Raw genomic sequence first — 25536 nt, 5'->3', positions numbered from 1 at the left:
CTTGGAGATGTCTCCTTAGATTCGTTGCGCTGTCGGATCAGTGACTGCCGAGTCATTGACGCTCCCTGAGGAACTGCTCACACCGCTGGTTCCCGAGATCGATCAGTTTGTCGATGAACGCCGGATCACGGTCGATTTTCGTCGAACAGTGGAATCGCTCACCCATATCGATACGGTGGATGTCGGTCTTCGAGAACTCCTCGGCAGGGAGTTTTCCGTCCTCGACCCAGTCGTTGATCTGCTCGATGAAGCCCAGTTCCTGATTCAGCGAGATGTTCCCCGAGAGCTCGTTACGCCGATCCGCAATTTCCTCTACGCTCGTTGGTTCGCCCTCGAACTCCTGGGGATTGATCTGGATGATCCAGAGTTCGTCGGGTTTGCGATCGGGTGGCTGATGCATCATGTCGCCGACGGGCGGGTTCTGGGAGAACAGCCCGTCCCAGTGGTAGTGGCCGTTGATCTCGACAGCCTCGAAGACGTTGGGAACGGCCGCCGACGCGAGGACGGCCTCGACGGTCACGTCCTCGTCGACGAACGTTTCGAATACTCCCGCGTTGACGTTGACCGTCCCGACGACGAGTTCCGGGTTGCTCAACCGACAGTAGTCGGGGATTGCCTCGAAGTCGATGTGGGTTTCTAAGACATCGCGGATGCGTTCCTTGCCGATCTCCTTACCCGGAACCTGGTAGGGGCTCATCTGGGGAAGCGGCATTCCACTCGCCTGGAGTCTGTTGATTCCTTTCAGCCAGGAGTTGAGCAGTCGATCGTCGTAATCACTTGCCGCAAGGTCGTCCCAGATAGCGTTGACGAGATCGGCCGCCCGCTCGGGCCCGTCGGTCACGAGGCCGTACCAGGCGGCGAGGGCGTTGAACGCACCGCCGGAACTGCCGCTGATGCCCACGAGTTCGAACTCCTCGTCCCAGTCGCACGTTCGAAGCATCTCTTCGAGAACGCCCGCGGTAAACGCCGTGTGGCTGCCGCCGCCCTGACAGGCGATGGCCACGTTTGTCGTCTCAGTCATCGCGCTGACGTTCGTGGGGCTCACTCATAGGTGGTGGTGTAGCCGCCGTCGAACAGGAGGTCACCGCCGTTGAGGTGACTGGCGTGAGACGAGAAGCCAAACACGAAGAGGTTCGCGACTTCGGCGGGCGTCATCATCTCCTTGGTGCGGGCCTGGCCGAGCATGACGTCCTCGACGACTTCCTGCTCGCTGATTCCACGTTCCTCAGCAGTGTCACGGATCTGGTTGACCATCAGCGGCGTCAGGACGTACCCCACCGATACGGAGAACCCGCGGAGGGATCCCTCGCCTTCGGCAGCGATCGCTCGTGTCAGCCCAGTAATGCCGTGTTTAGCCGTGATGTAGGCCGGCTTGGCCTGCGTGGCGTAGTGGCCGTGCACCGAGGACATATTCGCGATGGCTCCCACGCCGTCGTCGGTCTCGCGGATGTGAGCCATTGCTCGCTTTGCGGTGTAGAACGGGGCCCGGAGCATGATGTCCGTCAGGAGGTCGTATTTGTCCATCGGGAACTCCGCGATCGGGTCGATGTGTTGCATCCCGGCGATGTTGGCGACGTATCGGAGGTCGCCTTGCTCGGCGGCGGCCTCAACGACGGCGTCCACGTCATCGTCGCTGGTGAGATCGGTCTCGATTGGGTGATACGGGCCGGGTAGATCGAACTCGGCGATCAGATCGCCCGTCTCAGTGAGACCGTCCTCGTCTACGTCCGCACCGACGACCGTCAGGCCGTTGGCGGCCAGTGCGACGGCCGTCGCCTGGCCGATACCCGACGCCGCGCCCGTCACGAGGGCGACGCTCTCTTCGGTGAATCGGGGGTCCTCCAGAACCAGAAGGTCCTCGGGAGTCAATTCAGGTTCAGTCAACTCGAAGTCATCACTCATACAGACAGAATTTGCGTCCCTCACTGATAACGGTAGCTCACGTCCAGGTAAGGAGGGAAGCCCCCCTCAGGACGGATCAGGCCAGCAGTTCGACGCCGAGCACCAGCGCGCCCACGAGGCCGAAGACGATCCCGAGGCCGACTTCCATCAGATCGCTCGGAACGTACTTGCCGATTCGAGTCCCGATCGACCCGCCGACGAGCACGCCCGGGATCGACCACGCGACGACGTACCAGACCGGCGAGGCCGAGAGGGCGTGGACGAGCGCGCCCGCACCGGTGGCGATCCCGAGCGTGAAGACGCTCGTCGCGACCGCGACGCGCGGTGGCAGCCGACACCGAACGATCAACTGTGTCGTGACGATCTCGGGTAATCCGGCACTGATGAGTCCGGTAATGAACCCACCGACGGTCGAGAGTGTCAATCCGGGCGCTCGCCAGCACGTCTCGTAGGTGAACGTCTCGCCGTCGGCCGCTTCGATCGTCGTCGTGCCGCGGCCCGTGTTTTGTGCTTCGAGGAACTCACCCTCGCATTCCCCGGGTTCGCAGTCCTCCGGTGGATCGTAGTAGACGAGGAATGCCCCGAGTGCGATTAGCCCTGCTCCGAACAGCAGTTTCAACAGTGTCGGATCGACGGCATGAGCGAGCAATGCGCCGACGACGACCGCGGGGATCGCACCGAGGAGCAGCCATTTAGCGGTATCGTAATCAACGACGCCCTGCTTGACGTACGACCGGAGGCCGTTGCCCATCCCGAAGACTTCTGTCAGGAGACCGGCACCGATCGCCTGGGCGGGGGTCAGCCCGACGCCGAGCATGAAGAATGGGCTGAAAAAGAGCGCCCCCGAGACACCGGCGGCTAGCGCGATCGTCGAGAAGACGATCGAGGCGGGGAACACCCACCAGTGAGCGAGGAACTGCGTCGTCGGGAACGCTCCGATCGACGGGAGTTGGCCCGAGACGGCGACCATGCTCAGCGAGGTCACGGCCCCGAACGCGACGAACCGGTTGGCCCGCACTGGCACGTCCATCCTTATTCGAAGAAGTCGGCGATCCGCTCGTCGCTCGGCGTCCAGCCGACGAACTCGCCGCCCTCGAAGGGCAGATCGACCGACGCGACGTAGTTACACAGCCCGACGTAGAAATCGACGATGAGACCGATCGCGACGATCTCGCCGGGATCGTAGACCTCTGCGAGTGCGTCGTGAATCTGGTCGGTAACGTCGCCATTTGCGACCGCGCGAGCGTACTGCACGAGGACGTACTCCTTGTCGGGGAACACGGAGAAGTCGTCGCCGCCGATCGCGCGCATTTCGCTGGTTTCGACGCCTTTCGGCCGCGCAATGCCGACGTGCTGGTGCCACTCGTATCGCGCCTTCCGCGTCCGAGCGACCGTGAGGATGACCAGTTCCTTCGTCCGCGGAGTGAGTTGATCGTACAGCGTGTTGAGGTACTCCAGCGTGGCTTCGAGGATTTCCGGGTTGTGCGCCCAGACGCGGAAGATGTGTCGATCGCCGAGGTAATCGTCGGTGAACAGGTGATGATACTCCTCGGGAATCTCGTCGATGTCGAGCAGATCGAGTCGAGTCACACTTGAAACTCACCCGGATGGGTTAAATCTCCACCTCACCTCGTGGTAACCTTCTCTCGTTGACACCAGTCAAATTCAGGATGGGTCAACGAGTTCTGGTCGTCTGCTCGGGCAACACCGTGGTTCCGTTATCGGAACCGAAGGATGGCTGGCAGTATCGTCCGGAGGCAAACCTCGACTGGCCCCAGTCTGAGTTGGTGTGCCAGCCACCCGGCGACGGCGTCCGTTCCGGGACTCTCAATCACGGCACTGCCTATTCGTATCTCGACGGTCAGCTCAGCCTCGGACAGGACTCGTGAGTGGCCCCGCAACCGGCTAGGTTCACTCCGTAGCAGACGAAACGCGTCCCACACCGTTGATGCCTGTACCCGAATACGATCCTGGACAGTACTGACGGCGAGGTCGATATCATTGACAGTGACCGAAAGATTCGCCGTGACACTGTATTGGTGGCTATACGTTCGTAGAGATATCTGGCACGACGGCGTGCCAGAGCATTTCGAAATAGTATCGCCACCAGTATAAGAACGGGACCGCGACGAGCGAGACCCTCAATGGTTGCGATCAGGTCACCGCTCGCTGCCACGTTCAGTCACTCTCGTTGCTCGTGACGCGAACCGTTCCGTCAACGTATGAGTGTATTCGGCCCAGGTTTTTGCATACGCGTATTGGTGACTGCCGCAGAGTCGAGTGCTTTGAGACACGAAGGATTTCGTCTTCTGTTCGCAAGCCATGTGCGACTCAAGGGCCGCGAACTCGAGGCGGTGAACCCACTTCGCCGTCCGTTCGCCGGTTCAGTGGACGGAATAGAGCGCTCATTACGGATGATCGAAGCGTTTCCCAACGATCCCGAGTACTCGGCCTGCTCGGGCTGTCGAATTAATTGGCTCTGTTCTGTCTCGTCTATTCGACGATTGGACGCCAATTGTTTTGCACCATCCGACCGTACCCTCGGACATGCTGAGAAATAGCCGGTCACTGAAAACTCCGCGTCACCCCTACCAAATATGACGCTTGCGTCGCTTCTCGAACAGTACATCAGTTTCGGTATCTTCCTCGTGGCAGTCGCACTCAGCGTGCTCAGTTATCTGGCGTGGCGCCGCGAACGTGACCGCCGTATGGGCATCGTTACAGCCGGCTACGCGATGTTCGCTCTCTACGGGCTCGTCGTCTTCCTCGAATACCCCCTGCTGTCATCTCTTGGCGCGAGCACGGCCGAGTTGCTCGAACACGGGAGTGCACTCCTCATCCTCGGCGGCCTGTTCACGTTTTTCATCGCGTTGACGAGAGAGTGATCAATGACTGACAGAGACATCGAGCTGGAGTCACGACGAGCTATCTACCAGGAGATCGCTGATACTCCAGGGATTCACTTCCGGGCGCTTCTGGACACGCTTTCATACGCGCAGGGGACGCTCCAGTACCACCTCCGCCAGCTGGTCGACGAGGACTTGGTCGATATTTCTGACGATGGCAAGTACACGCGGTACTACCCGGCTGCGGACTTCGCAGAGGCGGAACAGACGGTGATGAATGCCCTGCGCCGGGAGTACAGCCGCCGCATTCTCGCCCACTTACTCGCGGACGGGCCGCTCTCGACGACTACCCTGAGCGATCGTCTCGACAAAGCCCAATCGACGATCTCCTGGCATCTTTCAAAACTCGCTGACGCTGAGCTCGTCGCCAAAGAACGGGACGGACGAAGCGTCGTCTACGAGGTGACCGATCCGGATCGCGTCAAATATCTCTATACGATCCATCAGCAATCGTTCACTGACCGCGTCGTTGACCGGCTCCTCGGCCTCTGGGACGGCTATTGACTAGCCGGCGATGCCCGCTCGCTCCTCCGGAGCACGAAGAGTCGCAACAGGAGCACGTACGCGAGAAACATCATTGAGGGAGCGAGCACTGGAACGATCAGACCCGCGATGTCAGTGCCGATAGCGGCGACGTGAATCGTCCCGAATCCGAAGCCGCCGTAGGCGAAGCTGTGCACGACGCGGGGTCCCCACGGGTCGTCGAATCGCTTGGCATCGGTAAAGCCGAGCACGGCCACGACGAGCATGAGGAGAGCGCCAACTCCGACCACGACGCCACCGAGGAAGTACGACAGCGAGTACGCTGGGGCGGGCGCTTCCCCGGAGAGGACGAACCACGCGTCCAGAAGTCCGAGGCCAGCGTGGAGAAGCGTAACAAGCATCGCAAACACCGAGATCTCGATGTGGACGCGACGGGCCGCCGTGTGGAGCACACCGAATGCCTCAGTGTTGTAGAAGATCCCCGTGAGCACCGCAAGGTACAACGCCGGGTAGGCAACGAGTCCCGCGCCACGGTCCAGGAGCCAGACGAGTTGGGACATTACGAGGCCCCCGTGGTTGCGACCACGTCTGGACACCCGTCCGTGTCCTGAAATCCATTCTCGGCTTCCGGCCGCGTCGGGCACTTGTCGGTCGAATCGGTGACAGTATCCCCGTCGTAGTCAGTGGGTGCCTGCCGTGTCGTTACCGTCTGGGTGAGGAGCTCACTCTGTTGGTCTTCGGACGCATAAGCGGCCCGCACGTTGCTAACCTGCCAGAGCACTGGTACCGAGACAACCAGGATTACGAGTGCAACGATGGAGACACGTTGCTTATGTGTCCACGACATGATCTGTGAAATTCGTCGTCGGATGGAAGACGCCGTCGTGAATGATGAGGGCGTCCAGATGGGGCCACTCCTGGGCAAGTGACTTCGCATCAGCGAGGGAGAGGGCCGCGAGTGTCGTGGCAACGGCGTCAGCCTCCATACAGTCGCGCCGAGCCACGACGGTGACAGACTCGTGGCGGGAGCCGAGGCGTTCTGCGGTAGGGTCGTAGATGTGATCCGTCCCGTCCCGCTCACGCCGGTAGCCGCCGGAGGTAGCGACCGCCCAGTCGGTATCCAGCGTTTTCAGCGGGGTATCGTCGCCGTACGGGCTCTCGATCGCGACTGGCCCCGTCGGTGGAGACATGTCACCGCCGCCACTGACGAATCCATGGCGGCCGAGTCCGTCAAGTGTCTCTGCGGCCTGATCAACGATGTAGCCTTTGGCAAGCCCGTTGAGGTCGAGTGGCGCGCTCGTCCGTACGTGGTCGTTATCAACTGTGACGGTCCCTGTCTCGAAGGTGTCGGGGAGTGAATGCTGGGTGCCACGCAAGAAGTCCTTGAGGTCGTGTTCGACGCGGCCCTGGTGGATGTCGAAGACGTGGTCGGTACGGTCGTAGTATTCGAGGCCACGACGTACGAGGCGTGCGACGTGGTCGTTCTTGACGGCCCCTTTCTTGTTGAGTTCGCTCACGGCGCTCGTCGCGTCGAACGCGTCGAGTTGCTGTTCGAGGGTTTTCGCGGTGCGCCGGACCGCAGCTACTGCATAGCTGGCTCGCAGCCCCATCGCTTGAATACGGAAATCAGTATCACAGCAGCGGAATTCCCCGGCGTCCTTACCGAGACGCTCGTATGCCATTGGGAGACGTGCCCTCATCGTGACCTATTCCTCGCCTTCCTCATATTCGCCTTCCTCGTCTTCTTCGTCTTCTTCGTGTTCCTCCGCTTCGTGTTCGCCGTCTTCATAGCTGGATTGGGTTTGGACAGCGGGGCTGAAGTCCTGGTTCGGGGTGAGCGCGTCTGCGGCGACCTGCTGTCCGGATACGTTCGTGCCGGTCGGTGCGGTATCTGAGTCTCCAGGGGAGGCAAGTCCGAGACCGGGGACTGCGAGGGCGGCGGCGACGACCGTGGTCAAGAGTGCGCCAGCGAGGGTGAGCGCAACGAGTCGATTGTTGGGGATTGGAATGTTCATGGGTAGTAATCGGTCGTATGTACCGTCGTGGGGTTAGCTGTCGTCGCTGTCGGTGTCTTCGCCGGTTTCGGTATCGCTCTCGTCCGTGCTCTCTTCGTCCGAATCGTCGCTGCTGTCGTCTTGGTCGTTGCTGCTATCCTGAGCGTTGCTATCGTCCTGGGAATCGTCGCTCTCGCTTTGGGAGTCGTCGCTGCTCTCGTCCTGTGACTCTTCGTGTTGGTCGTCGCTGCTCTCGTCCTGTGACTCTTCGTGTTGGTCGTCGCTGCTCTCGTCGGTGTTGTCGTTTTGTGACTCTTCGTGTTGGTCGTCGCTGCTCTCGTCCTGTGACTCTTCGTGTTGGTCGTCGCTGCTCTCGTCGGTGTTGTCGTTTTGTGACTCTTCTCGAGACTGGTTGCTACGCTCGTCTTCGCTGGTCTCTTCTGAGGAGTCGTTGGTCACTGACTCATTGCTGTCAGCCTGCGTGTTATCGTCATCGTTTTGCGAATCAGTTTCGTTCAGGTCGTCTTCCGTCTCGTTAATCCCCTCGTCAGACTCGTTGAGCGGTGTTTCTTCAACTTCGTCAGTACTGGTCTCGTTCAGATCGTCATCACTGGTCTCGTTTAGATCGTCAGTACTGGTCTCGTTCAGATCGTCAGTACTGGTCTCGTTCAGATCGTCAGTACTGGTCTCGTTCAGATCGTCAGTACTGGTCTCGTTCAGATCGTCAGTACTGGTCTCGTTCAGATCGTCAGTACTGGTCTCGTTCAGATCGTCAGTACTGGTCTCGTTCAGATCGTCAGTACTGGTCTCGTTCAGATCGTCAGTACTGGTCTCGTTCAGATCGTCAGTACTGGTCTCGTTCAGATCGTCAGTACTGGTCTCGTTCAGATCGTCAGTACTGGTCTCGTTCAGATCGTCATCACTGGTCTCGTTCAGATCGTCATCACTGGTCTCGTTCAACTCGTCCACGAGAGAGACCTCGCCCGACTCGTTCCCGCTTCCAGCTGTGGTGTCGAGATCCAGCAGCGTAGCGACAGCGAACGGACTGGTTGTCGTCTCGGATACACTCTCGTAATCGAAAACTCCCAACAGCCTCAGGAGCAGATTCTGCTGGATGGGGGATATCTTCGGTGACTGTGACGGGTTTGCAGCGGTGGAATTCGACGCTGTTGTATCCGTGTATGATCCCGTGGTTATGGATTCACCACCGCTTTGGGTGGGGGTCGCTACTGCCGCGCTAACACCTGCCAGTCCTGCACTCGTCACGAACAGGGCTGCAAGCACTGCCGCCATACCACGTCGGGTGGGCCTCGTCATTGCAACTGTACCTACCTACGAATAGAAAAATGCGTTCGCGTCCAACCGTCGAATCGTCGTCCAACCGTCGAATCGTTAGCATCCGGCCTGTTTTCTTCCAGTTCGAAGACGGCCGTTATCATCTCCAATTCCTGAAAATTTCGTAATGAGTCCTTGGAGGGTCCGGATGGTTACGTTCCCGTGACTGCCTTTCTCGCCCCTCAGCAAGACGTTATGTGTGGTAGTCCCTCTGGATAGACAACGTGACCCGGGAGACCGGGCACACTGGAGACATACAATGGTCGAAATCACGCTGCTCGGCGGGCTCGTCGGTGGATTGATCGCGACGGTCGTCATGACCGTCTTCATGATGACCCTCGGGGACGACTCCCCGCCGCCCACGGCGCTGTTCTGGTCGAAGTACGTGGGCAGCGAGGGACCGGAGTCGTACATGCTCCAGGGGATGATCCTGCACATGTTCTACGGCGTTGGGGCCGGCGTCGTGTTGGCGACTGTACTGCCGGCCATCGGATTCGGCGACGTGGCGCTCGTGACTGCCCTCGGTGCCGGACTTGCCTATGGGGTCGTGCTGTTCATCGGCGCTGCCGGCTTCTGGATGAATGTCGTCCTCGCGCTGGATCCCGAGCCGAAGGATGTCGGGTTGTTCCTCTTCTTCCATCTGGTCTACGGGGTCATCCTCGGGGGCATCCTCGGCGCGGGTGTCGTCTAAGTGGACAGCTGACAAACGATAGCTACTGCCCACGACCAATGGCTTACACTAGAGACCGCTAATGCAACACGAAAACTGCCCGGTACTGGCTGCTGCCGTCGAATATTTCGACAGCACCAACCAGCCAGTCACTCCAGCGGCTATCACGGGGAATCTTGACCGTTCCAAGGCTGCGATCGCGACGAGATTTCGCCAACTGGTCGACTGTGAGTTACTCGCCGTCGTCGATGACGGATATCGACCGACGGTGACCGGTCGGGAGTTCCTTGAACTCGATGTCGAATGCGGGCCGATAATTGTCGATACCAAGGACTCCGGCTGACCGATGTGCACGAAAACTCTTTACGCGATCCACTTAGTGATATAGGTACGCTGAGACGATCGATGAGTCACAAAAACTCCGAGGAAGCAATGGCGTTTCGCTCCCAGATGGGCGAGAACAGCGACATTAGCGACCGTCCGTACGCGATCTATCGCTGTACCGACTGCCGGAACGTCGTCCTCTCGATGCAGGACTGCGAGGGCGGCATGACCTGCCACGACGAACCGATGGAACGCGTCACCGAGACGACGATGGACATCGAGCCGCCGGACATCAGGGAGGTGCTGCTCGACGCCTTCGGGCTTCCTAAGGCTGGCCTGGACATCTGTCTGTGCGTCATCGGCGAGGGACCGCTCTCGCCGGCGGAGGTGGCCGCTGAACTGGACTACGACGAGAGTACGATCCGGTCGTATCTGAACGAGCTCGTCGATCTGGGCTTGCTCCAGAAATCCCAGCTCAACCGCGAGGGGGGCGGGTTCGTCTCCGTGTTTCACTCGGTGGATCTCGACGAAATGCGCCGTGAGACGCTGACGGGCTTTTACGCCTGGGCCGGCGAAGCCGCCGCGCTCATTGAGGAAGCTAATCTCACCAAGGCGGAGTATCTCGACGCCGACCACGAGGAGTCGCTTGACACCGTCTTCTGGGAAGAGTTCGACGGCGCGCGAGCCGACGATCAGTAACCTCTTATATAGTTACCGGAGATCTGTCGGCGAGTTACCCATCGGAGCCATCTTTAGAATGGCGTTCACCGTCGGTTCGGGTAGCTCATGCATTTCAACCGTCACAGAACGAGGTGGGCGTGATGCGCCCCGGCCAGTGGCACCAGCGAGAAGAACACTCCGACGCCGACTGTTCGGGATCTACTCGAACTTCTCCTCGTAGCGGTCGGGATGGTTCTCCTCGGCGTGTGCTTTCAGTTCATCGAGGGTGTCGAACGTCTCGCCGCACTTGCAGGCGTGTTCGTCGTCGGACATTACTGTTGGACGTTCACACACGGCAGATAAAAGCGGGACTGAGGTCCGGGTTACCCGGTTCGACGTTCCTGAATCCCGTGAGAATCGGAGGCGCGCGTCGATGAGCGATCCAGGAGCGACTCTCCCGTCAGCTGATGACAGGGGCCACACTGCGGGCATTGACGACGACCGTCTCGGCAAACTCGCCACGGAACACTCCCGACTGCTATCTATCATCGGGTCGGAACTCAGCGAGTCCAGCGACGCTATCGACTCGCTGTCTCGTAACGCCGCACAGGCCAACGAGTCCAGTTCGGAGACGGCCGACCTGGCAGAGCGCGCCCAGTCCTCGGCCCACGAGGCACACGCCGACGTACGCGACGCCCAGCAGGCGGCGGCCACGGCCTGTGCAGAACTCGAACAACTTCGGGAGACGATGTCCGAGATCGACGAGATCGTCGCCGTCATCGACGAGATTGCCGACCAGACGAACATGCTGGCGCTGAACGCCTCGATCGAGGCCGCCCGGGTCGGCGAGGCCGGCGAGGGGTTCGCCGTTGTCGCAGATGAGGTCAAGAACCTGGCAGAGGAAGCACAGAGCCACGCTGGGAGTATCGAGGAGATCGTCGCGGACGTTCGTGAGGAAACGACCGACACCATCGAACACATCGACACCGTCGATGACAGGACTGCGAGCGCGACTGCGTCCATTTCCGAAACTGTCGGGGATCTTGACGCCATCGCCAACAGTGCGGTCGAGACCTCCGAAAGTGTCGATTCGATGGCCGAGACGACCCAGACCTATGCGGACGACATCGAAGCGCTTGCGAGCAAGGTCATCGACGCCATCAGCCAGGCGAACGAACTCGACGAGCGTCTCGACGGTTCCCGGACGTAGTCTCGCCATCTTCTCTGCATCACCTGCGGTAACTGCTTGGGAGTGGGTTGGTTTGGAGGATTGCTTAGGCGATTCCCAGGCCACCGAGAACCAGTCGAACACCGATCACGGTCAGGAGTGCCAGAACCACGATCCGGCGCTCGCGTTCGTCCACAGCCGTCCGCAGTCGCTTCCCCACGGCGACGCCGGCGACGGCCGGGACGACAGCAACGAACGAGGCAACGGCGAGTCCGGCGCTGGGGTAAAGTCCGAGTGCACCCGCAGCACCGATCCGAATCCCGTTAAGGCCCAGAAAGACCATCGCGACGACGCCGACGAACAGGCCGTGAGAGAGGTTACAGCTGCGCAGGTACGCGACCAGTTGGACGCCGACGTTCGTCCCACCAAAGAGCAGGCCCGAGACGGCACCCACGCCGAGCATGCCCGCGGTCGATTCGACGAAACAGCCGTCTTTGGCGCGATCGAGGCCCGGAATCGGAACGATTCGCTGGGTGCTGAGGACGAACCCCAGCGAGATGACGCCCAGGCCGAGCTTCAGTGGGCCCTGGGGGACACGGTCGAGGACGACGAGACCGGTGATCGTCCCGACCAGCGCTGCGAGCATGAGCGGCCAGAACCGACGGCCGCACGTTTGGAGGTCTTCGATCGAGAGGTCGCCCAGCAGCGAGAGGTTCACGCCCAGAATCGGCGCGATCATGAACACGACGGCCGTCGTCGGGTCGATGGCCGTCGCCAGCGCCATCGTTCCGACGAGGGCGAACCCAAAGCCAGCGAGGCCGTTAACCGCCCCGGCGACGACAATGACGACGGCCATAGCGACGATCAATTCAGGCGTGAACGCCGAGAGCATGCGTCTTGCTACGACACCACGCTGCTAAACAGTGTGGCTACTTCGAAGTAAGGCCGAACGTGGAGAGACTGATCACTTAGCGATCGAGCCTTACCTATTCACACGTGTGTGACAGGGCCCTCTCCGGATGTTCGAACGCTTCCCCACACGCCGGGCATTCGAACAACAGTCGGTCGTCCTCCACGTACACGTCGAAGGCGATCCCGTCGATCGTCTCGAACCCGACCGCGATGAGCAACTCGTACGCGTCGTCAACTCCAATGTCGTTGTCCGCCGCGAACCTGTTGATATGACTGGCGAGATCATCCGAGATTTGTATCTGTTGTTCCATACTGCGCCCATGACCGCCTGGACAATAGGACCATCGTCAGTGACTGCACGCACAAAGAGCCTCCATGTAACGGCGTCGTAACTCGCTTTCCCGTCCCTCAAGAGGGTTGAAATGGCGGGCCACCGCACTCTAGACGTATGTCCGAGGCCGAGCGAGGCGACAGATGGACCGCGGAGTTCGACGATGGCGTCATCGTCTTCGAGTTCCTCCTGGGGATGGACCTGGAGACGTTCGGCGAAGAAGCCTACGAGACGTACGAACGGCTACTCACAGAGCACGACGCCGATGGGTTAGTGACCGTCGTCGAACTTGCGGATCCCTTTACGCCCGAGACGTTTGACGTCTGGGAGCGGACGGCCGAACGGGCAGTCACCGGTGGAATCAGTCGCTGGGCGACTGTCGCAGACGGGATCAAAGCGTTGTCTCTCCGAGGCAAGATGCACACGAGCGGCCTGGATATCACCGTCACTGATGACCGTTCGGACGCTATCGAATGGGCACGCGAGGGGTAGTTCCTCAGCGCCGGGACCCAATCCAACCGATCGACTTTCGAGCGAGACAGTGTCTCCCAGTCAGATCGCTTGTTCCCTTCTCTGAGGAGTTCGTCGCTCGCTTCGGCAGGAAATGACCGTCGCTGTCGGCGTCCTCACCATGCAATTGGGACGGTCGGACGGTTTGAACACACTCACGTAGCTGTTCGGTTGGTTCGTCTCACCGAGCGCCATGCATACTCACAGGCTGTTCCGCCGGGAATTGGATCACCGTCCGCGGAAGGGACCGCTCATCGCACCATCGGCCGAGATCAGCGCCGACCGCCAGCTAACGCGGTTGCCTCGGGAAGCCGACGGAGCCACAGCATTGCGACGGTCCCGACGAGCGGGCCGATGACCAGCGGTGCAAACGCCCACTGCCAACCGACGACGTCCGCAATGATCGGGGTGACCTGGATCGACCCCACCGTGAGGAGAAAGCCGATGGCAGTCTGCAGTGTCAGGGCCGAGCCGACGTAACTGTCCTCGGCGAGTTCGGAGACGGCCGCCGAGAATTGCGCGGAGTCAGCAACAATCACGAAGCCCCAAATCATCAGGAACGGGACGAGGACGAGCAGAGGGCCACCGAACACGAAACCGGCACCGAGACATGCAGCGCCGCTGACAATCATACTTGCGCTCGTGACGCTGGTCCGTCCGATCCGGTCGGCGAAGGCACCAGCGACGAGCGCGCCGATACCTCCCACTGCAATCGTTCCGAACGCGAGCAGGGAAGCGAGTGTGGGTGCTGGCTCGCCCCGAGCCGCGAAACTCGCAGTCAGATACACCGGAATCCACGCCCAAACGGCATACAGTTCCCACATGTGCCCGAAGTACCCGATGTTTGCGAGCATCGTCCCGCGGTCGCCGAGCATCCGCCGAACGGCACCGGGATCGAACGGCGCTGCCGGTGCCTGGTAGGGGCCTGGCCCTACCAGGAGCACGAGCACACCACCGACCGCTGCAAGCACGCTCGCACCCAGGAGGACGGCACGCGGGCGGCCGACGCCCCCGATCGCTCGAAGCAGATGCGGCAATGCCGATCCGACTGTCAATGCACCGACGAGCGTGCCGATGGCAAACCCGAGACCATCCTGAAACCAGCCCGCCATGATTTTCATCCCAGTCGGATACACACCGGCCAGTGCGACACCAGTCAGCAGTCGCAAAAATACCGCGGGAAGGAACGACGACACCGCAAGTGCAATAACCGCCGTCGCTCCGGCACCGATGGCAGCCGAGACTGCAAAGAGATACCGCGGCGGAATCGTATCCGAGAGGGTGAGCGTCGCGGACAGGACGGCACCGAGGACGAAGCCGAGTTGCACTGCGTTGGTCAACCACGCTGTCTGGGCGCTCGACAGATTCCAGGCCGCTTCGAGTTCCGGGCCGACTGCCGACACACTGAACCAGAGCGCCATCGCCAGGAGTTCGGCGATAGCGACGATGAGGAGGACCCGGTATCTGCTGAGGTTCATCCGTTTCCGCTTCAACGCTGGCCCCGCATAAGCGTTGTATCTGTATGTATCGTGGACTATACGTGTTCTTCTGATACGTCCCCGGATTATATGATCCACGACCACGTAAATTTAGACTATGGGTCCGGTGGGTCAACGATCCGAGGCGCGATCAATCCTTCACGTTAGTGCCGACACTGCGTGGGCCGACGTGTTCGCTCGCGAAATATCTGCTTCGGGCGATTTCACCGTCTCCACAGCGCCGACTGTCACCGCCGCACTCGATATACTTGACGCGAGAGACCCCGTTGATTGTATCGTCAGTGACTACACTGTTCCCGCAGTCGATGGATTGGCATTGCTCCGTTCGGTTCGAGCACAGTATCCCGATATTCCATTTGTGCTGTTTACAAGCGAAGGCAACGAGCGGGTTGCGAGTGAAGCGGTCAGCGCGCGCGTGACTGAGTATCTAATTAAAGATCGATTTCAGGATCAATGGGACGAACTTGCGACACTGATCAATGATTCGATTGCCTATCAACAGAAACAGCGATCACTTACGGATTCTGCGTCACGTATCAAGATACTGCTTGAAGCCAGTCCAGATTCGATAGCGATTGTTCAAGACGCTGCCTTTTCCTATGTGAATCAATGTGCACTCGACTTGTTTGAGGTCACGTCACTCGGAGCAATAGCTGACAACAGCGTTACTGCGTATATCGCGGCCGCTGACAGAGCGACCGTCGCTCGAAGCCTGAACGCAATACGGACCGGCGACGCTCGCGTGGATCGGTTCGACGTGACTGCTACCGGTCACAAAGGGACACGGACACCAGTCGAAATCACTGCAATATCGATCGAGTGGGATGGGTCAGATGCGATACTATTGATTTTTAGAAATATTAGCGAAAAGGAGGACATGCAACTCGAATTACGCCGCTTCAGGCGGGTGGCCGAAGCGGCTGGTCACGCAATATACCTCACTGACGCTGACGGACGTATCGAATACGTCAATCCTGCCTTCGAGTCGATCACTGGATTTAGCTCGTCAGATGCGATTGGACGGAATCCCCGGATCATGAACTCCGGGGAGATGTCCGAGGACTACTACGAGTCACTCTGGGGAACTATTCGTTCCGGCGACATTTGGGAAGAGGAGTTGGTGAATCAACGGAAGGACGGCAAGCTGTATCACGCTTATCAAACGATCGCACCGATTACCGACGCCAACGGACAGGCCCGGGGGTTCGTCGCTATCCAGAGGGATATCTCCGACCGGATCCAGCAGGAACGCAATTTACAGGCACAAAAAGAGCGCTACGAATCATTGTTCGATAGTATCCGTGATGCAATCCTGGTCGCCAATACGGATCGTCAAATCGTCGACTGCAACCCAGCATTCACCGAGCTGTTCGGATACGAACCGGACGACATCAAGGGGAAGCACACGAGATGTGTCTACGAGAGTGCAGAGGAATACGAAGCGATGGGCGAGGCGATCGATGGCCACTTCGGCGATCCGCAATTCACCACCATCGTCAGGTACGAGAAACAGTCGGGGAAGATGTTTCCCGGCGAGACGAACGTGTATTATTTGCGCGATCACGAGGGGCAAGTGACTGGATTTATTGGCCTTATCCGTGATGTTTCCGACAAGCAAGAACGCGTGACACAGTTGCAAATTCTCGATAGAGTCCTTCGCCACAACTTCCACAATGCCCTGACAGTCATTTTGGGGAATTCGGAGTTTATCCAGAACGAAACGTCGGGGTCGGTTGCAGACAGTGCAAAACGGATTTTCAGGACAGGTGAGAACCTCCTCGATGCCGTCGATAAGGAGCGACAGGTGACGAATCTGCTGGCTGATCCGCCTGCCCCCGAGGCGATCGATCTTGCCCTGCTGCTCGAGACGCTCGTCTCGGCTATTGCTGACAGTCATTCGGCTGCAGACGTGAGGCTCCACGCACCGGAAAGCTGTGAAGTGAGTGTCCCTCCGGAGATTGAGCAAGCGATCAGAGAGTTGATCGAAAACGCCATCGAACACTCCGATCGAGTACAGCCGTCGGTCGAGGTAACACTCGAACGGTCTGCGGACGAGACGTCAGTGATCATTACAGACGACGGCCCCGGAATCCCGGAAATGGAACAAGAGGTACTGACTGGAGAGAAACGCATCGAACCACTGTACCACGGGAGCGGCCTGGATCTATGGTTCGTTAACCTTGTCGTTCGGCGTGCTGATGGAGTCCTGGAGTTTGACGAGAACGAGCCCCGTGGGAGCGTTGTCCGAATCGTGTTCTCGACTGACTAAGCCGCACTACATTCGACACCGGTAATCTCGAATCGTGCGCCCCCTTCTGCCCCCGCTGTCAACCGGATTTCCCAGTGATGGGATTCGACGATCTGTTGGACGATACTCAATCCGAAGCCCGTCCCGTCTTCGTTCGTCGAGTACCCGGTCTCGAAAACGTCTTCGCGCTCTTCGACTGGAATTCCCGGCCCGTCGTCCGCGACGTAGAAGCCGTCGTCCAGTCCGCCCACTCTCACGGCATGCGTCTTTAGCTAAGCCTCAGTCCTCGGTTGTGTAGCGGTAGCGAGCGTCTCCTGTAGTATCGGTCGTTGGCTATGGATTTTCTGTGCATCTTCGATCAGCCGTTCCAACAGCGGAGGTGGCGAGTAGCCGAGGAATTCACCCAAATCGTTGAGAATGAGTTGGGCGTGCGACCGGAAGGTCGCCGCCCAACGCCCTGGAGGGAAGACAGCTTCATCATCGGCGCACTCTGTCACCAGCGACAGCAACTCACGACTCACTAACAGCGACAACAACGCCGCATACACCAGAATCTCCACAACGTGCTCTTTCGTTGTGTCGAACTCATCCAGTCCGTATTGCGTCTTGAGCTCCCGAAACAACCGCTCGACAGCCCACCGACACCGATAGATCGTCGCTAAATCTTCCGGGAGAAACTCCTCACGCGGCAGATTCGTGATGTACAGATGGTAGTCGTCGGCGTCCTCGTCGCGGACGCCGACGACGCGGAACCGCTTGGAGTCCAGCGACCGTGTTCCGTTGTACGGCCCGCGCTTGAACTCAGCCTCGACTTCCACATCGATGTATTTCCGGTAGAGATCCTCAACGACATCGTGGATCTTCTCTCCTTCCAAGGGAATGGCGTCGCCACGCCATTCCCGTAACTCGTCCGTTACAACCGGATTTGCGTCGGGTTTCAGCCGACTCACAAAGTAGCCATCGTTCTCGTCGATCAACGCGAACCGCCGGTATTTGAAATACGCCTGATCGAACAGTACCAGCCGCTGTTCGAGCCACGAGCCGGTGTTGAACTCCGTGCTGTCGTGGGCTTTCTCGTCGGTGATGCTGAATCGTTCCAGCATCTGATCGCTCGGGTTGTGGAGCAGGTGGAGCCGTGCTCCAGCCTGCTCCTCGTTGCGTCCTTCGAACTCATCGGAGAGGAACTGGTGCAGGCGCAACACCGTCCCATCAGCAATCATCACGTCTCTGAATCGGTCGAACTGGTCGGTCACAGTGTGGGGGACAGCGACCTCGTCGAGGCCGTACTCGACGAGGTCGTGGAGATACTCTGCCAACGTCGGCGTCAATCGCTGGTAGTACCCACCGGGAGACAGCGGTTTGTCAGCTGTGGAGTTGTAGCTCCGACGGAAGGCTGCGAGCGTTCGGCTCTCGCCAGTGGCGAAGCCGAACGCAAACGACCACACGAGCGGCGGGATCTGGAGCTTTCCGTCTCGTTCGATCACGCCGACAGCCTCGGCGTGATCTTCCAGCGCAGCAGAGGGAAAGAGGGTAGTGAGCCGACGTTCAATCTGATCTGAGGAGGGAGCGTTGTGCACACTCGCAACCTCCTCAATCCTCCTGCAAAGGTACCTCGATAAGCCGCTGCTGTCAGGCGGTTCTTCGCTTAGCTAAAGACGCATGACTCTCACGGTAACGTCGTCGCTGCCGTGTTCGATCGCGTTTCGGTAGAGGTTCTCGAAGAGATGCTGTAACCGCTCCGGATCGGCGTCGATCACCGGGGCGTTTTCCGTTCGCAACGTCGCATCGGTCGTCTCGACGTTACGCCAGCACTGTTCGGAGAGGGTGGACAGATCCACCGATTCAGTCTCACCGATAACCTGTCCGCTCTGTGCCAGCGTCAGCGTCTGGTCGATCAATGCGTCCATCCGATCGAGCGCCCGATCGATGACATCGAGATGGTCTGAATCGGACTCCGCCTGTACCAATTCGACGCGACCGGTGGCCACGTTCAGGGGATTTCGAAGGTCGTGGGCGACGACGCTGGCGAATTCATCGAGGCGCTCGTTCTGTCGTTCGAGTTCCTGCTCGTGGACACGGAGCGATTCTCGTCGTTGTACTGCTTCCAGCGCGGCTTCCATCTGGGTGATCAGGATCGAGGCGAGTTCCCGATCGAACGCGTTGAATTCAGCCGGCACTGGCGATGCACTCCCCAATACCCCGAAGTCACCCACCGGTGCGATGATTGCGCCCCTGATCGGCAGGTTGCTCGCCAGGTCGTCCTCCGCCTGTACGTCGTCGTACCGCTGGATCGTGCCCGCCGCACGTGCCTTCCACAGTAATCCATCGCCTCGATCAAACGACGGAAGGTCGCCGAATCGGTCGTCCATTTCTGGCGTCGCCGCCATCGGCGTCAGTTTCTGCCCGTTATCGGTCAATTTGTAGAAGTGTGTGTACGGTAGCTTGAGGATGTCACGCCCCGCTTCGACGGCCAGAGTAGCAATCTCTTCGGACGAGGATGCTCGGGCGAATTTTCGGGTCACGTCATGGAGTTCGCCGAGCACTCGTTCACGCTCCGTTCGTTCGGTGATATCGGTGTACCAGGCGTACGCGCCATCGGAAACGTCGCCGATGTCGATCGGCATGACCCGGAGATGGAACTCCCGAATCCCGCGTGTCGTTTCCCGGCGGACGTCCGTCTCGACGGAATTTCGTTCGAACACCTGGCGTTTCAGCCGCTCGTGTTCGGCACCTTCCGCCTCCGGAACGACGACCTCGCGGACTGGCTGGCCGACGGTATCGGCCGTATCGAATCCGAACGTCTCCTCGAATGCGGCGTTGACGTCCGTGATGATCGGCGTCTCGCCGTCGAATTCGATTTCAATGATCGGATCGGGTGAGTTGTCGAACAGTGCTGTCCGATGGTCCCTCTCGTGTGAGCGTTGCGAGCGGCGTCCGGTCCGATCGCCTCGGTCGATGGCGTCCATGATCCGGTCGGAGAGCGACGTAGACGTGTCGCGTAGCGCTTCTTTCTGGAGGTAGTCCGTTGCGCCCGCGAGGAACGCATTACGAGCGGTCGCTGCCGAGCCGTCTCCGGCGAAGAGCACGAACGGCAGCTCGGGATACGTTTCACGGACAGTGTCGAGGAATTCGATACCGTCCATGTCGGGTAATTCGTACGCTGAGACCACACAGTCGATCGCTTCCGCCTCGATGTATTCGATCCCCTCGTGTGGATTCGTTGTCTCCAATACGTCGAACCGGTCCTCGTTCCGCCGTAGCCCATCCACGACTACATCTACAAACGCCGGCTCATCGCCTACCGAGAGAATCCGGAAGGGATGTCCATACCGACATGTGACTCCCGACTACTATATGTATATTCATGGTAGCATCTGGTAAGACGGGTCACTAACCCATCCGTAACCAGGGATTTAGTTGGGTTGTCGGCGTGTATCGGGGTATATGTCCTCAAATAACACTTGCGACGAGGCGAGGGAGATCCACTGGCACAAGGCACTCGATCCCGGAGAACTCCCGTCGGGGCGAGTCGAGCCGGTGTCCTGTGACGGGATGCCCGTCGCGATTACCCATTACGATTGTCAATCCTGCATTGCCACTTTATATTGACTATTGGACAAAGTATACCTGAATCGTCACCACTTACCGTTGGTCCGGAAGCGTGCCAGTACGGGCTGCATTTTGAATTGCTGCTTCAGCAATATTCGCCCCATAGTCAGCACTCCTCCGGAGACTATCAAGAATTAGTCCGAGTTGATGCGCGATTTTCGAACTCTCGTGATCGTAGAGTTCGCGATCCAACTGCGTGATTTCGGATACGACATCATTTCGCTTCTGCAATATATCGAATGATTTTGAAATAGTAACATCGGATAAGATGATGTTTGATGATTCCTCTATTATTTTGCGTGATTCCTCTCCAAGATGATGAATTTTCTCACATAACTCGTCCGGGCTCGGTTCCGATTGGCTCATGACTAACTCAGCTATTTTTTCAGCATGATCGCCTACGCGTTCAAGTTGTCGTGTGGTATAATAATACTCGAAGAGTTCTGCACGCGATATATCGAGTTGTGTGATCTCATCCAGACTCTCCAGGGACCGTTGAAAATGCCTCATTACGAGTGCAAGGAGTTTATCGACCTCATCATCACGGTCAATAACCTGTTCAGCTAGTTCATGATCATTTTCAACGAAAGCGACGAGTGCATCTTTTTGCATGGAGAGGACGATAAGTCGTAGGCGTAGTGCGCTCTTCCGAACAGAAATACTCTCCGCATTAGTAAGGTTCTCTAAAATTAACTTTTCATTTGAGGATTCCATGATCTCGAAGCCGATGAGATGGGGGAGAAAAGACTGAACAGTTTGTTTTCGGTCAGACACATCTCCTGTTGAATCGACGAGCGTGATTGAATGGGATCCATAAAGATACAACGCATAGACTGCTTGGATTAGTTCATCTTCGCTGTATGATTGAATATCGACGGTTGCTGTGTATGCACCGCCTTCAGAAGACGCTTCAGGTTCGATAAGAATGGACCCGTCCTCGTTCGGATACAGATATAACAGCGATCCGGACTCGATGCCGTGTTCAGAAGCCCACGGCTTTGGCAGTGAGACTGTGTACGTCGTGCCGCCGGTTAACTGCGCCTTTCGTGTCTCCATAGATACTCTACACTCTCGAAGGATTATCCTTAAAATCTTATAACACCAATATAGTACTGTACATATCTCTCTAATAGTACCATAGGTATACTTATTTCTGAGTACTCTCTGTGTTTGCCCCAGATCGAGTTCTGCGGTACATACTCTCTATACTCTCTACAGGTCACTGTTAACACTCGATGGATGAATGCTAGGTAACAGAGATGCCTTGGCACCAATCGAACCGGCCAACTGGAAGAGAAGCGACCGTTGCACACGTTATCGAAGCGATCGATGCGACTGCCCCCGAAACCAAGGAGGAGCTGGCGGACCAACTGGATTTGTCCACTCATTATGTATCAGAAATATTTCAAGAGCTGAAGTCAGAGGGAATAATTTCGAAGTCCTACGTCATCGATAACGAGGCGGTATACGAGACAGCTGACGCTGTCTCACCTCTGCGGGACAAGACTTCAGATGGGACTGACGATGTGGATCATATCCTTGATTTATTCCAATCGCTTTACGATATCGTTCGGAAACAATATCAAGCCGCAAAGACTCTCTTTTTGGGTGATAATCCACAACGAACAGCTGAGGAATTAGAGCCTGTCACAAACGAACGTTACGGCGCAGTATTAAGTGAACTTCGATCGTACACGCTCTCGACTAAGTGGCCAGGCAATCGGGTAGCGGCAGATCTGGCATCGATCGCGAAAGACCTCGAAATCGTCGGCGACCGTTCCAGCTTTATTTCAGAGGTCGTCTCCCAGGCAGCAGTTGCTCCTTCTGGTACCGTCAAAACCCGACTCATCGACATTTTTGAATCGGGTGAGAACATTTCTGATATCGTTGAGACAATCCTTTTCGGGAGCGAGGTCTCCCAGATATCAACACTACACAGTACCGAGAAGCAGACTCATCGTCAGATATCCGAATTATACGAACTGGCAACTGCGTTTGATGTCGACATATATGGTCATCTGGTGGTCCTGATCAGAACGGTCGAACGGGTCATCCACCATTGGGTCAATGTCGGTGAACTCGCCGTCCAGATTCGTACTGGACTCGATCCCGGCCACGTCGAACTCTAATCTTTTGAACGGGACACCTTCGCTAACCGCTCTGGTAACCCACGTATGAGTTCAATTATGCCGGGGGGCGCTTCCTTTCGGAGGCGAGCCCTGATTCGTGTACTTGTGATTTCGACGCTCAAAACGACGACGATGACGACCAGGATCGTCGCCATCATATTGGTGTAGTTGAACGTTTGGCGCTGGACGAGCAAGGTGTACCCGAGTCCACCAGCCCCGATCAGTCCGAGTTGAACAGCCACCCGAACGTTGAATTCGAGGATGAAGAGAAACCACGCAAGGTACTGACGTGCGACCTGACTAATCATCCCGAAAGCAACCGTCTGGGGTTTGCTCGCTCCAGTACTCGCCACCCCTTCTATTACCCCGGTATCGATCTCTTCGAGTTCGTCAGTAAACAGCCGCCCGAGATACCCCATTGTGTCGACAGTGATCGCGAGCGTCCCGGTCAGCGGTGAGACGCCGCCAAGCGGGATGAAAATGAGTGCCCAGACCAATGCAGGGATCGACCGAATAACGCTCATAACCGACCGAAAGATGAAATTGAACGGGAACGGTGTTACGCGCTCGCTCCCGAGTACACCCAGCAGGAATGCGCCGGGGGTCCCCATTAGCGTCCCCGCAAACGCGATGGAAACCGTAACGATGGCTGCGCGGAACAGCTGTTCCGCTTGAATAAAGGCCCAGTACCGTCCGAAATCGAGGACTGGCAGTCCGAATACCGCTGTGGTCGGGAAATAGTCTCCCATTGCAGTCAGAAAGTCAGGGAGAAACGTTGCCAGCTCGCGGAGCGAAAAGCCGACTTGATCGTACGCGAACAGCAGCCCAACTCCCAACAGTATAAATATGCCAACTGTTCTGATCCAACTCAAAAACGCCCGTCGCTTGAGTTCTGCCAGTTTACGATCCCTCGCGGAGTTATTTGATCTGAGACCAATCCGCTTGAATACCCTCTCTTTCATGTTTTGAGCTTCATAGCGGGACGATCCTTGTCGCTCGGGGTTGTCGACGGTGCGCCAGTTACTGTTGTAACGCCTTGATACAGATCGTCGAGAACCGCTGTCGTCAATTCACTTGGACCACCATCGAACACCACTCGGCCTTCGCGGAGGCCGATGAATCTGTCTCCGAATGCCTGAGCGATATTGATTTGATGGAGGCTTGCAATCACCGGCGTTTTCCAGCCCCTGGAAGCTCTGCGGAGACAGTCCATCACCTCCTCTGCACTCCCCGGATCGAGGCTCGCAACTGGCTCGTCGGCCAACATAAGGCTGGGCTCCTGAACGAGAGCGCGGGCGATTCCGACTCGCTGCTGTTGACCGCCGCTCATGCTGTGAACGGACTGATGGGATTCTTCCAATAACCCGACAGTTTGGAGGGCTTCCAGCGCTGCAGCCTCTGAGTCCGCTCCGTACCACCCGAGGAGACTCCGGATGAACGGCGTGTCATGTAACGCGCCGGTTAGCGCGTTTTTGAAAGCACTCATATCCTCGACAAGGTTGTGTTGTTGGAATACCATCCCGACGTCCGCCCGGGAGTCCTTTAGCGTCTTCCCGTCGATTGTTATTTCCCCTGATGTCGGGGTAGTGAGACCGTTCAAGCACCGAAGGAGCGTCGATTTTCCTGCGCCGGATGGTCCGAGGAGAACTACGAACTCATCGTTGCTGACCTCGAACGAGACATCATCTAATGCGACTGTATCGTCGTACTGCTTTGATAAGTTTGATATATTTAACATGAGCTGAATCTCATTCCTCCTTCTTGCTCTCCAAAACGCCGAGTTCCGTGACTCGCCGCCGAACTGCCTCGTAGTCCTCCATACTCGTGTCTGTGAGCCCCGTCATGGGCAGTGACACGTCTTCACCGGATCTGTACTCTTCGAGATCACTCGCTGTCATCTCTAGGAGAGTCTGTTCGACTGCCTCACGTTTCGGAGAGTCCCAGCCAGCGCGCGTGATTACCGGTTCGTAGGGAACGCGCTCGGAGATCCAGGCGATTTCGAGTTCCTGCTCATCAGTCTTCGTTCCGATTTTGTCCGCCCACGGTGAGTGTGCTGTAATTCGATCCAAGGCACCGATGTCCTGCAGGTGACTCTCTGTCAGATAGGGATAGGCAGGCTTCCCGTAGTTGGCGTTCGCTTTGATATTTTCTCTGTCGATGAAGGTCCTGAACGATTGGTCGTGATTCGACCACGTGCCGCTGAAGTCGACAGGGTCTCCGGTCGGCGCATCACCGATGTCGAGTCCAGCTTCCTCGAGTGCAGAGAGCGGGTACACTGATCCACTCGTCGACAAGACGTCGCAGAATGAGATCTCTGTGCCTTTGAGATCGGTCAGATTCCCGATATTGTACTCGGGTTTCGTGACGAGCATGGAGAAATAGAACGATGACGCCCCCGCGAGGTACTGGGTTCCGAGAACATCGACCAGGTCGGGAAACGAGAACGCGACGACATCGCCAATTGATAACTCAGCACGTCCACTTTTTAAAGACCGCTCGACACCGGAGTATCCATTAGATACCGGCGTTTCGACGGTAATACCGTCGACTTCAGCCTCGAGATGTTTTTTGACCGGCTCGTACTGGGCTTTCATGTCCTGTGGATTCTCGACGGGCTTGAGGAGGAACGTTACCGTCTCATCGTCCGCTGCGGACCCTTGGCTGCTGCCGAGACACCCCGCAACGCCGGCCATTGCCACAGCACTTCCAGCAATGAATTCTCGCCGCGTTGTCATTTTTGCATGGTCACTCGATACGATGTTCGTGTCGGATGTTGGCTCGGTATCGGATCCCTCTGGGTTAGTGGGCATACATACTGGTGGTCAGGTGATTCCCCAATAACCGTTGTCTGAGTAG

General features: G+C 57.9%; 28 protein-coding genes. 9 read left to right on the top strand and 19 right to left on the bottom strand.

Features of this window, described 5'->3' with window-relative positions; all coding sequences use genetic code 11:
• Window positions 1-52: 52 nt before the first annotated feature.
• The 4 genes from HTIA_RS00710 to HTIA_RS00695 all read right to left on the bottom strand — a co-directional run bounded on the left by HTIA_RS00710 (window position 53) and on the right by HTIA_RS00695 (window position 3492).
• The gene (locus tag HTIA_RS00710) at window positions 53-1021 is read right to left on the bottom strand and encodes a patatin-like phospholipase family protein (RefSeq protein WP_008523864.1); all 969 of its coding nucleotides are present in this window, start codon (window positions 1019-1021) and stop codon (window positions 53-55) included.
• Between the two features lie 20 nt (window positions 1022-1041).
• Complete coding sequence (locus HTIA_RS00705; RefSeq protein WP_008523865.1) at window positions 1042-1902, bottom strand: SDR family oxidoreductase; 861 nt, start codon at window positions 1900-1902, stop codon at window positions 1042-1044.
• A 76-nt stretch (window positions 1903-1978) separates the two neighbouring features.
• Window positions 1979-2932 (bottom strand): sulfite exporter TauE/SafE family protein, encoded by a 954-nt coding sequence (locus HTIA_RS00700; RefSeq protein ID WP_008523866.1) that lies wholly within the window; start codon window positions 2930-2932, stop codon window positions 1979-1981.
• A 2-nt stretch (window positions 2933-2934) separates the two neighbouring features.
• Window positions 2935-3492: a carboxymuconolactone decarboxylase family protein gene (locus tag HTIA_RS00695; protein ID WP_008523867.1), complete on the bottom strand. Its 558-nt coding sequence runs from the start codon at window positions 3490-3492 to the stop codon at window positions 2935-2937.
• Window positions 3493-4610: 1118 nt separating this feature from the next.
• Between HTIA_RS00695 and HTIA_RS17065 the strand changes: the two genes are divergently transcribed.
• Together HTIA_RS17065 and HTIA_RS00680 are read left to right on the top strand one after the other, a co-directional pair.
• On the top strand, window positions 4611-4787 hold the full coding sequence (locus HTIA_RS17065) for a hypothetical protein (protein ID WP_242401906.1): 177 nt from the start codon (window positions 4611-4613) through the stop codon (window positions 4785-4787).
• Between the two features lie 3 nt (window positions 4788-4790).
• Window positions 4791-5312 carry a winged helix-turn-helix transcriptional regulator gene (locus HTIA_RS00680; protein WP_008523870.1) on the top strand — a complete coding sequence of 174 codons (522 nt, stop codon included), beginning with the start codon at window positions 4791-4793 and terminating at the stop codon, window positions 5310-5312.
• Here the strand turns inward: HTIA_RS00680 and HTIA_RS00675 are convergent.
• From HTIA_RS00675 to HTIA_RS16565, 5 genes are read right to left on the bottom strand one after another with little or no spacing between them, the layout of a single operon-like run.
• Window positions 5306-5851, bottom strand: coding sequence for a hypothetical protein (locus tag HTIA_RS00675; protein ID WP_008523871.1), 546 nt, complete (start codon window positions 5849-5851; stop codon window positions 5306-5308). The genes HTIA_RS00680 and HTIA_RS00675 overlap by 7 nt on opposite strands.
• Window positions 5851-6138, bottom strand: coding sequence for a hypothetical protein (locus HTIA_RS00670; protein ID WP_008523872.1), 288 nt, complete (start codon window positions 6136-6138; stop codon window positions 5851-5853). Before HTIA_RS00670 ends, HTIA_RS00675 begins: the two co-directional genes overlap by 1 nt.
• The gene (locus HTIA_RS00665) at window positions 6122-6973 is read right to left on the bottom strand and encodes an FAD:protein FMN transferase (RefSeq protein WP_242401905.1); all 852 of its coding nucleotides are present in this window, start codon (window positions 6971-6973) and stop codon (window positions 6122-6124) included. Before HTIA_RS00665 ends, HTIA_RS00670 begins: the two co-directional genes overlap by 17 nt.
• A gap of 24 nt (window positions 6974-6997) precedes the next feature.
• The gene (locus HTIA_RS00660; RefSeq protein ID WP_008523874.1) at window positions 6998-7306 is read right to left on the bottom strand and encodes a hypothetical protein; all 309 of its coding nucleotides are present in this window, start codon (window positions 7304-7306) and stop codon (window positions 6998-7000) included.
• Between the two features lie 33 nt (window positions 7307-7339).
• Window positions 7340-8254, bottom strand: coding sequence for a midas domain-containing protein (locus HTIA_RS16565; RefSeq protein WP_020935904.1), 915 nt, complete (start codon window positions 8252-8254; stop codon window positions 7340-7342).
• A 625-nt stretch (window positions 8255-8879) separates the two neighbouring features.
• On the opposite strand from HTIA_RS16565, the gene HTIA_RS00650 reads away from it, so the two are divergent.
• The 4 genes from HTIA_RS00650 (at window position 8880) to HTIA_RS00635 (ending at window position 11484) form a co-directional block, all read left to right on the top strand.
• Complete coding sequence (locus HTIA_RS00650) at window positions 8880-9311, top strand: hypothetical protein (protein ID WP_008523876.1); 432 nt, start codon at window positions 8880-8882, stop codon at window positions 9309-9311.
• Window positions 9312-9372: 61 nt separating this feature from the next.
• A complete protein-coding gene (locus HTIA_RS00645) occupies window positions 9373-9633 on the top strand; it encodes a hypothetical protein (protein ID WP_008523877.1) in 261 nt (86 codons plus the stop codon).
• Between the two features lie 62 nt (window positions 9634-9695).
• The gene (locus HTIA_RS00640; protein ID WP_044950595.1) at window positions 9696-10313 is read left to right on the top strand and encodes a helix-turn-helix domain-containing protein; all 618 of its coding nucleotides are present in this window, start codon (window positions 9696-9698) and stop codon (window positions 10311-10313) included.
• A 394-nt stretch (window positions 10314-10707) separates the two neighbouring features.
• Window positions 10708-11484 (top strand): methyl-accepting chemotaxis protein, encoded by a 777-nt coding sequence (locus tag HTIA_RS00635; protein WP_008523880.1) that lies wholly within the window; start codon window positions 10708-10710, stop codon window positions 11482-11484.
• Window positions 11485-11548: 64 nt separating this feature from the next.
• On the opposite strand, the gene HTIA_RS00630 is transcribed toward HTIA_RS00635, so the two are convergent.
• Window positions 11549-12334 (bottom strand): TSUP family transporter, encoded by a 786-nt coding sequence (locus tag HTIA_RS00630; protein WP_008523881.1) that lies wholly within the window; start codon window positions 12332-12334, stop codon window positions 11549-11551.
• A 94-nt stretch (window positions 12335-12428) separates the two neighbouring features.
• Entirely contained in the window at window positions 12429-12665 is a 237-nt protein-coding gene (locus tag HTIA_RS00625; protein WP_008523882.1) for a hypothetical protein, read from the bottom strand.
• Between the two features lie 137 nt (window positions 12666-12802).
• Here HTIA_RS00625 and HTIA_RS00620 point away from each other — a divergent pair, with 137 nt between their 5' ends.
• Window positions 12803-13177, top strand: coding sequence for a hypothetical protein (locus tag HTIA_RS00620; RefSeq protein WP_008523883.1), 375 nt, complete (start codon window positions 12803-12805; stop codon window positions 13175-13177).
• A gap of 290 nt (window positions 13178-13467) precedes the next feature.
• Here the strand turns inward: HTIA_RS00620 and HTIA_RS00615 are convergent, their stop codons facing one another.
• The gene (locus HTIA_RS00615; protein ID WP_008523884.1) at window positions 13468-14673 is read right to left on the bottom strand and encodes an MFS transporter; all 1206 of its coding nucleotides are present in this window, start codon (window positions 14671-14673) and stop codon (window positions 13468-13470) included.
• 190 nt (window positions 14674-14863) lie between these two features.
• On the opposite strand from HTIA_RS00615, the gene HTIA_RS00610 reads away from it, so the two are divergent.
• The gene (locus HTIA_RS00610; protein WP_158413113.1) at window positions 14864-16963 is read left to right on the top strand and encodes a PAS domain S-box protein; all 2100 of its coding nucleotides are present in this window, start codon (window positions 14864-14866) and stop codon (window positions 16961-16963) included.
• On the opposite strand, the gene HTIA_RS00605 is transcribed toward HTIA_RS00610, so the two are convergent.
• The 4 genes from HTIA_RS00605 to HTIA_RS15625 all read right to left on the bottom strand — a co-directional run bounded on the left by HTIA_RS00605 (window position 16960) and on the right by HTIA_RS15625 (window position 21607).
• Window positions 16960-17193, bottom strand: a complete 234-nt coding sequence (locus HTIA_RS00605) for an ATP-binding protein (RefSeq protein ID WP_008523886.1) — start codon at window positions 17191-17193, stop codon at window positions 16960-16962. The two genes, HTIA_RS00610 and HTIA_RS00605, sit on opposite strands and share 4 nt — an antisense overlap.
• 21 nt (window positions 17194-17214) lie before the next feature.
• Entirely contained in the window at window positions 17215-18519 is a 1305-nt protein-coding gene (locus tag HTIA_RS00600) for an IS4-like element ISHti13 family transposase (protein WP_008528742.1), read from the bottom strand.
• A 72-nt stretch (window positions 18520-18591) separates the two neighbouring features.
• Entirely contained in the window at window positions 18592-20253 is a 1662-nt protein-coding gene (locus HTIA_RS00595) for a response regulator (protein WP_275040305.1), read from the bottom strand.
• Window positions 20254-20584: 331 nt separating this feature from the next.
• Window positions 20585-21607: a phosphate signaling complex PhoU family protein gene (locus HTIA_RS15625; RefSeq protein ID WP_008525111.1), complete on the bottom strand. Its 1023-nt coding sequence runs from the start codon at window positions 21605-21607 to the stop codon at window positions 20585-20587.
• Window positions 21608-21810: 203 nt separating this feature from the next.
• Here HTIA_RS15625 and HTIA_RS00590 point away from each other — a divergent pair, with 203 nt between their 5' ends.
• A complete protein-coding gene (locus tag HTIA_RS00590) occupies window positions 21811-22680 on the top strand; it encodes a helix-turn-helix domain-containing protein (RefSeq protein ID WP_008525113.1) in 870 nt (289 codons plus the stop codon).
• On the opposite strand, the gene phnE is transcribed toward HTIA_RS00590, so the two are convergent.
• Genes phnE through HTIA_RS00575 form a run of 3 tightly spaced genes read right to left on the bottom strand, consistent with a single transcriptional unit; the run spans window position 22677 to window position 25373 of the window.
• Complete coding sequence (gene phnE, locus HTIA_RS00585) at window positions 22677-23642, bottom strand: phosphonate ABC transporter, permease protein PhnE (protein WP_008525115.1); 966 nt, start codon at window positions 23640-23642, stop codon at window positions 22677-22679. The genes HTIA_RS00590 and phnE overlap by 4 nt on opposite strands.
• Window positions 23639-24418 (bottom strand): phosphonate ABC transporter ATP-binding protein, encoded by a 780-nt coding sequence (gene phnC, locus HTIA_RS00580; protein ID WP_008525117.1) that lies wholly within the window; start codon window positions 24416-24418, stop codon window positions 23639-23641. Before phnC ends, phnE begins: the two co-directional genes overlap by 4 nt.
• A gap of 10 nt (window positions 24419-24428) precedes the next feature.
• Complete coding sequence (locus HTIA_RS00575; protein ID WP_008525119.1) at window positions 24429-25373, bottom strand: PhnD/SsuA/transferrin family substrate-binding protein; 945 nt, start codon at window positions 25371-25373, stop codon at window positions 24429-24431.
• Between the last annotated feature and the right edge of the window lie 163 nt (window positions 25374-25536).

Origin of the sequence: Halorhabdus tiamatea SARL4B (assembly GCF_000470655.1) — an archaeon.
In the GTDB taxonomy this organism is placed as follows: domain Archaea; phylum Halobacteriota; class Halobacteria; order Halobacteriales; family Haloarculaceae; genus Halorhabdus; species Halorhabdus tiamatea.
The sequence above is the reverse complement of the archived record's forward strand: the minus strand, read 5'-3'. Positions and strand labels throughout refer to the sequence as shown.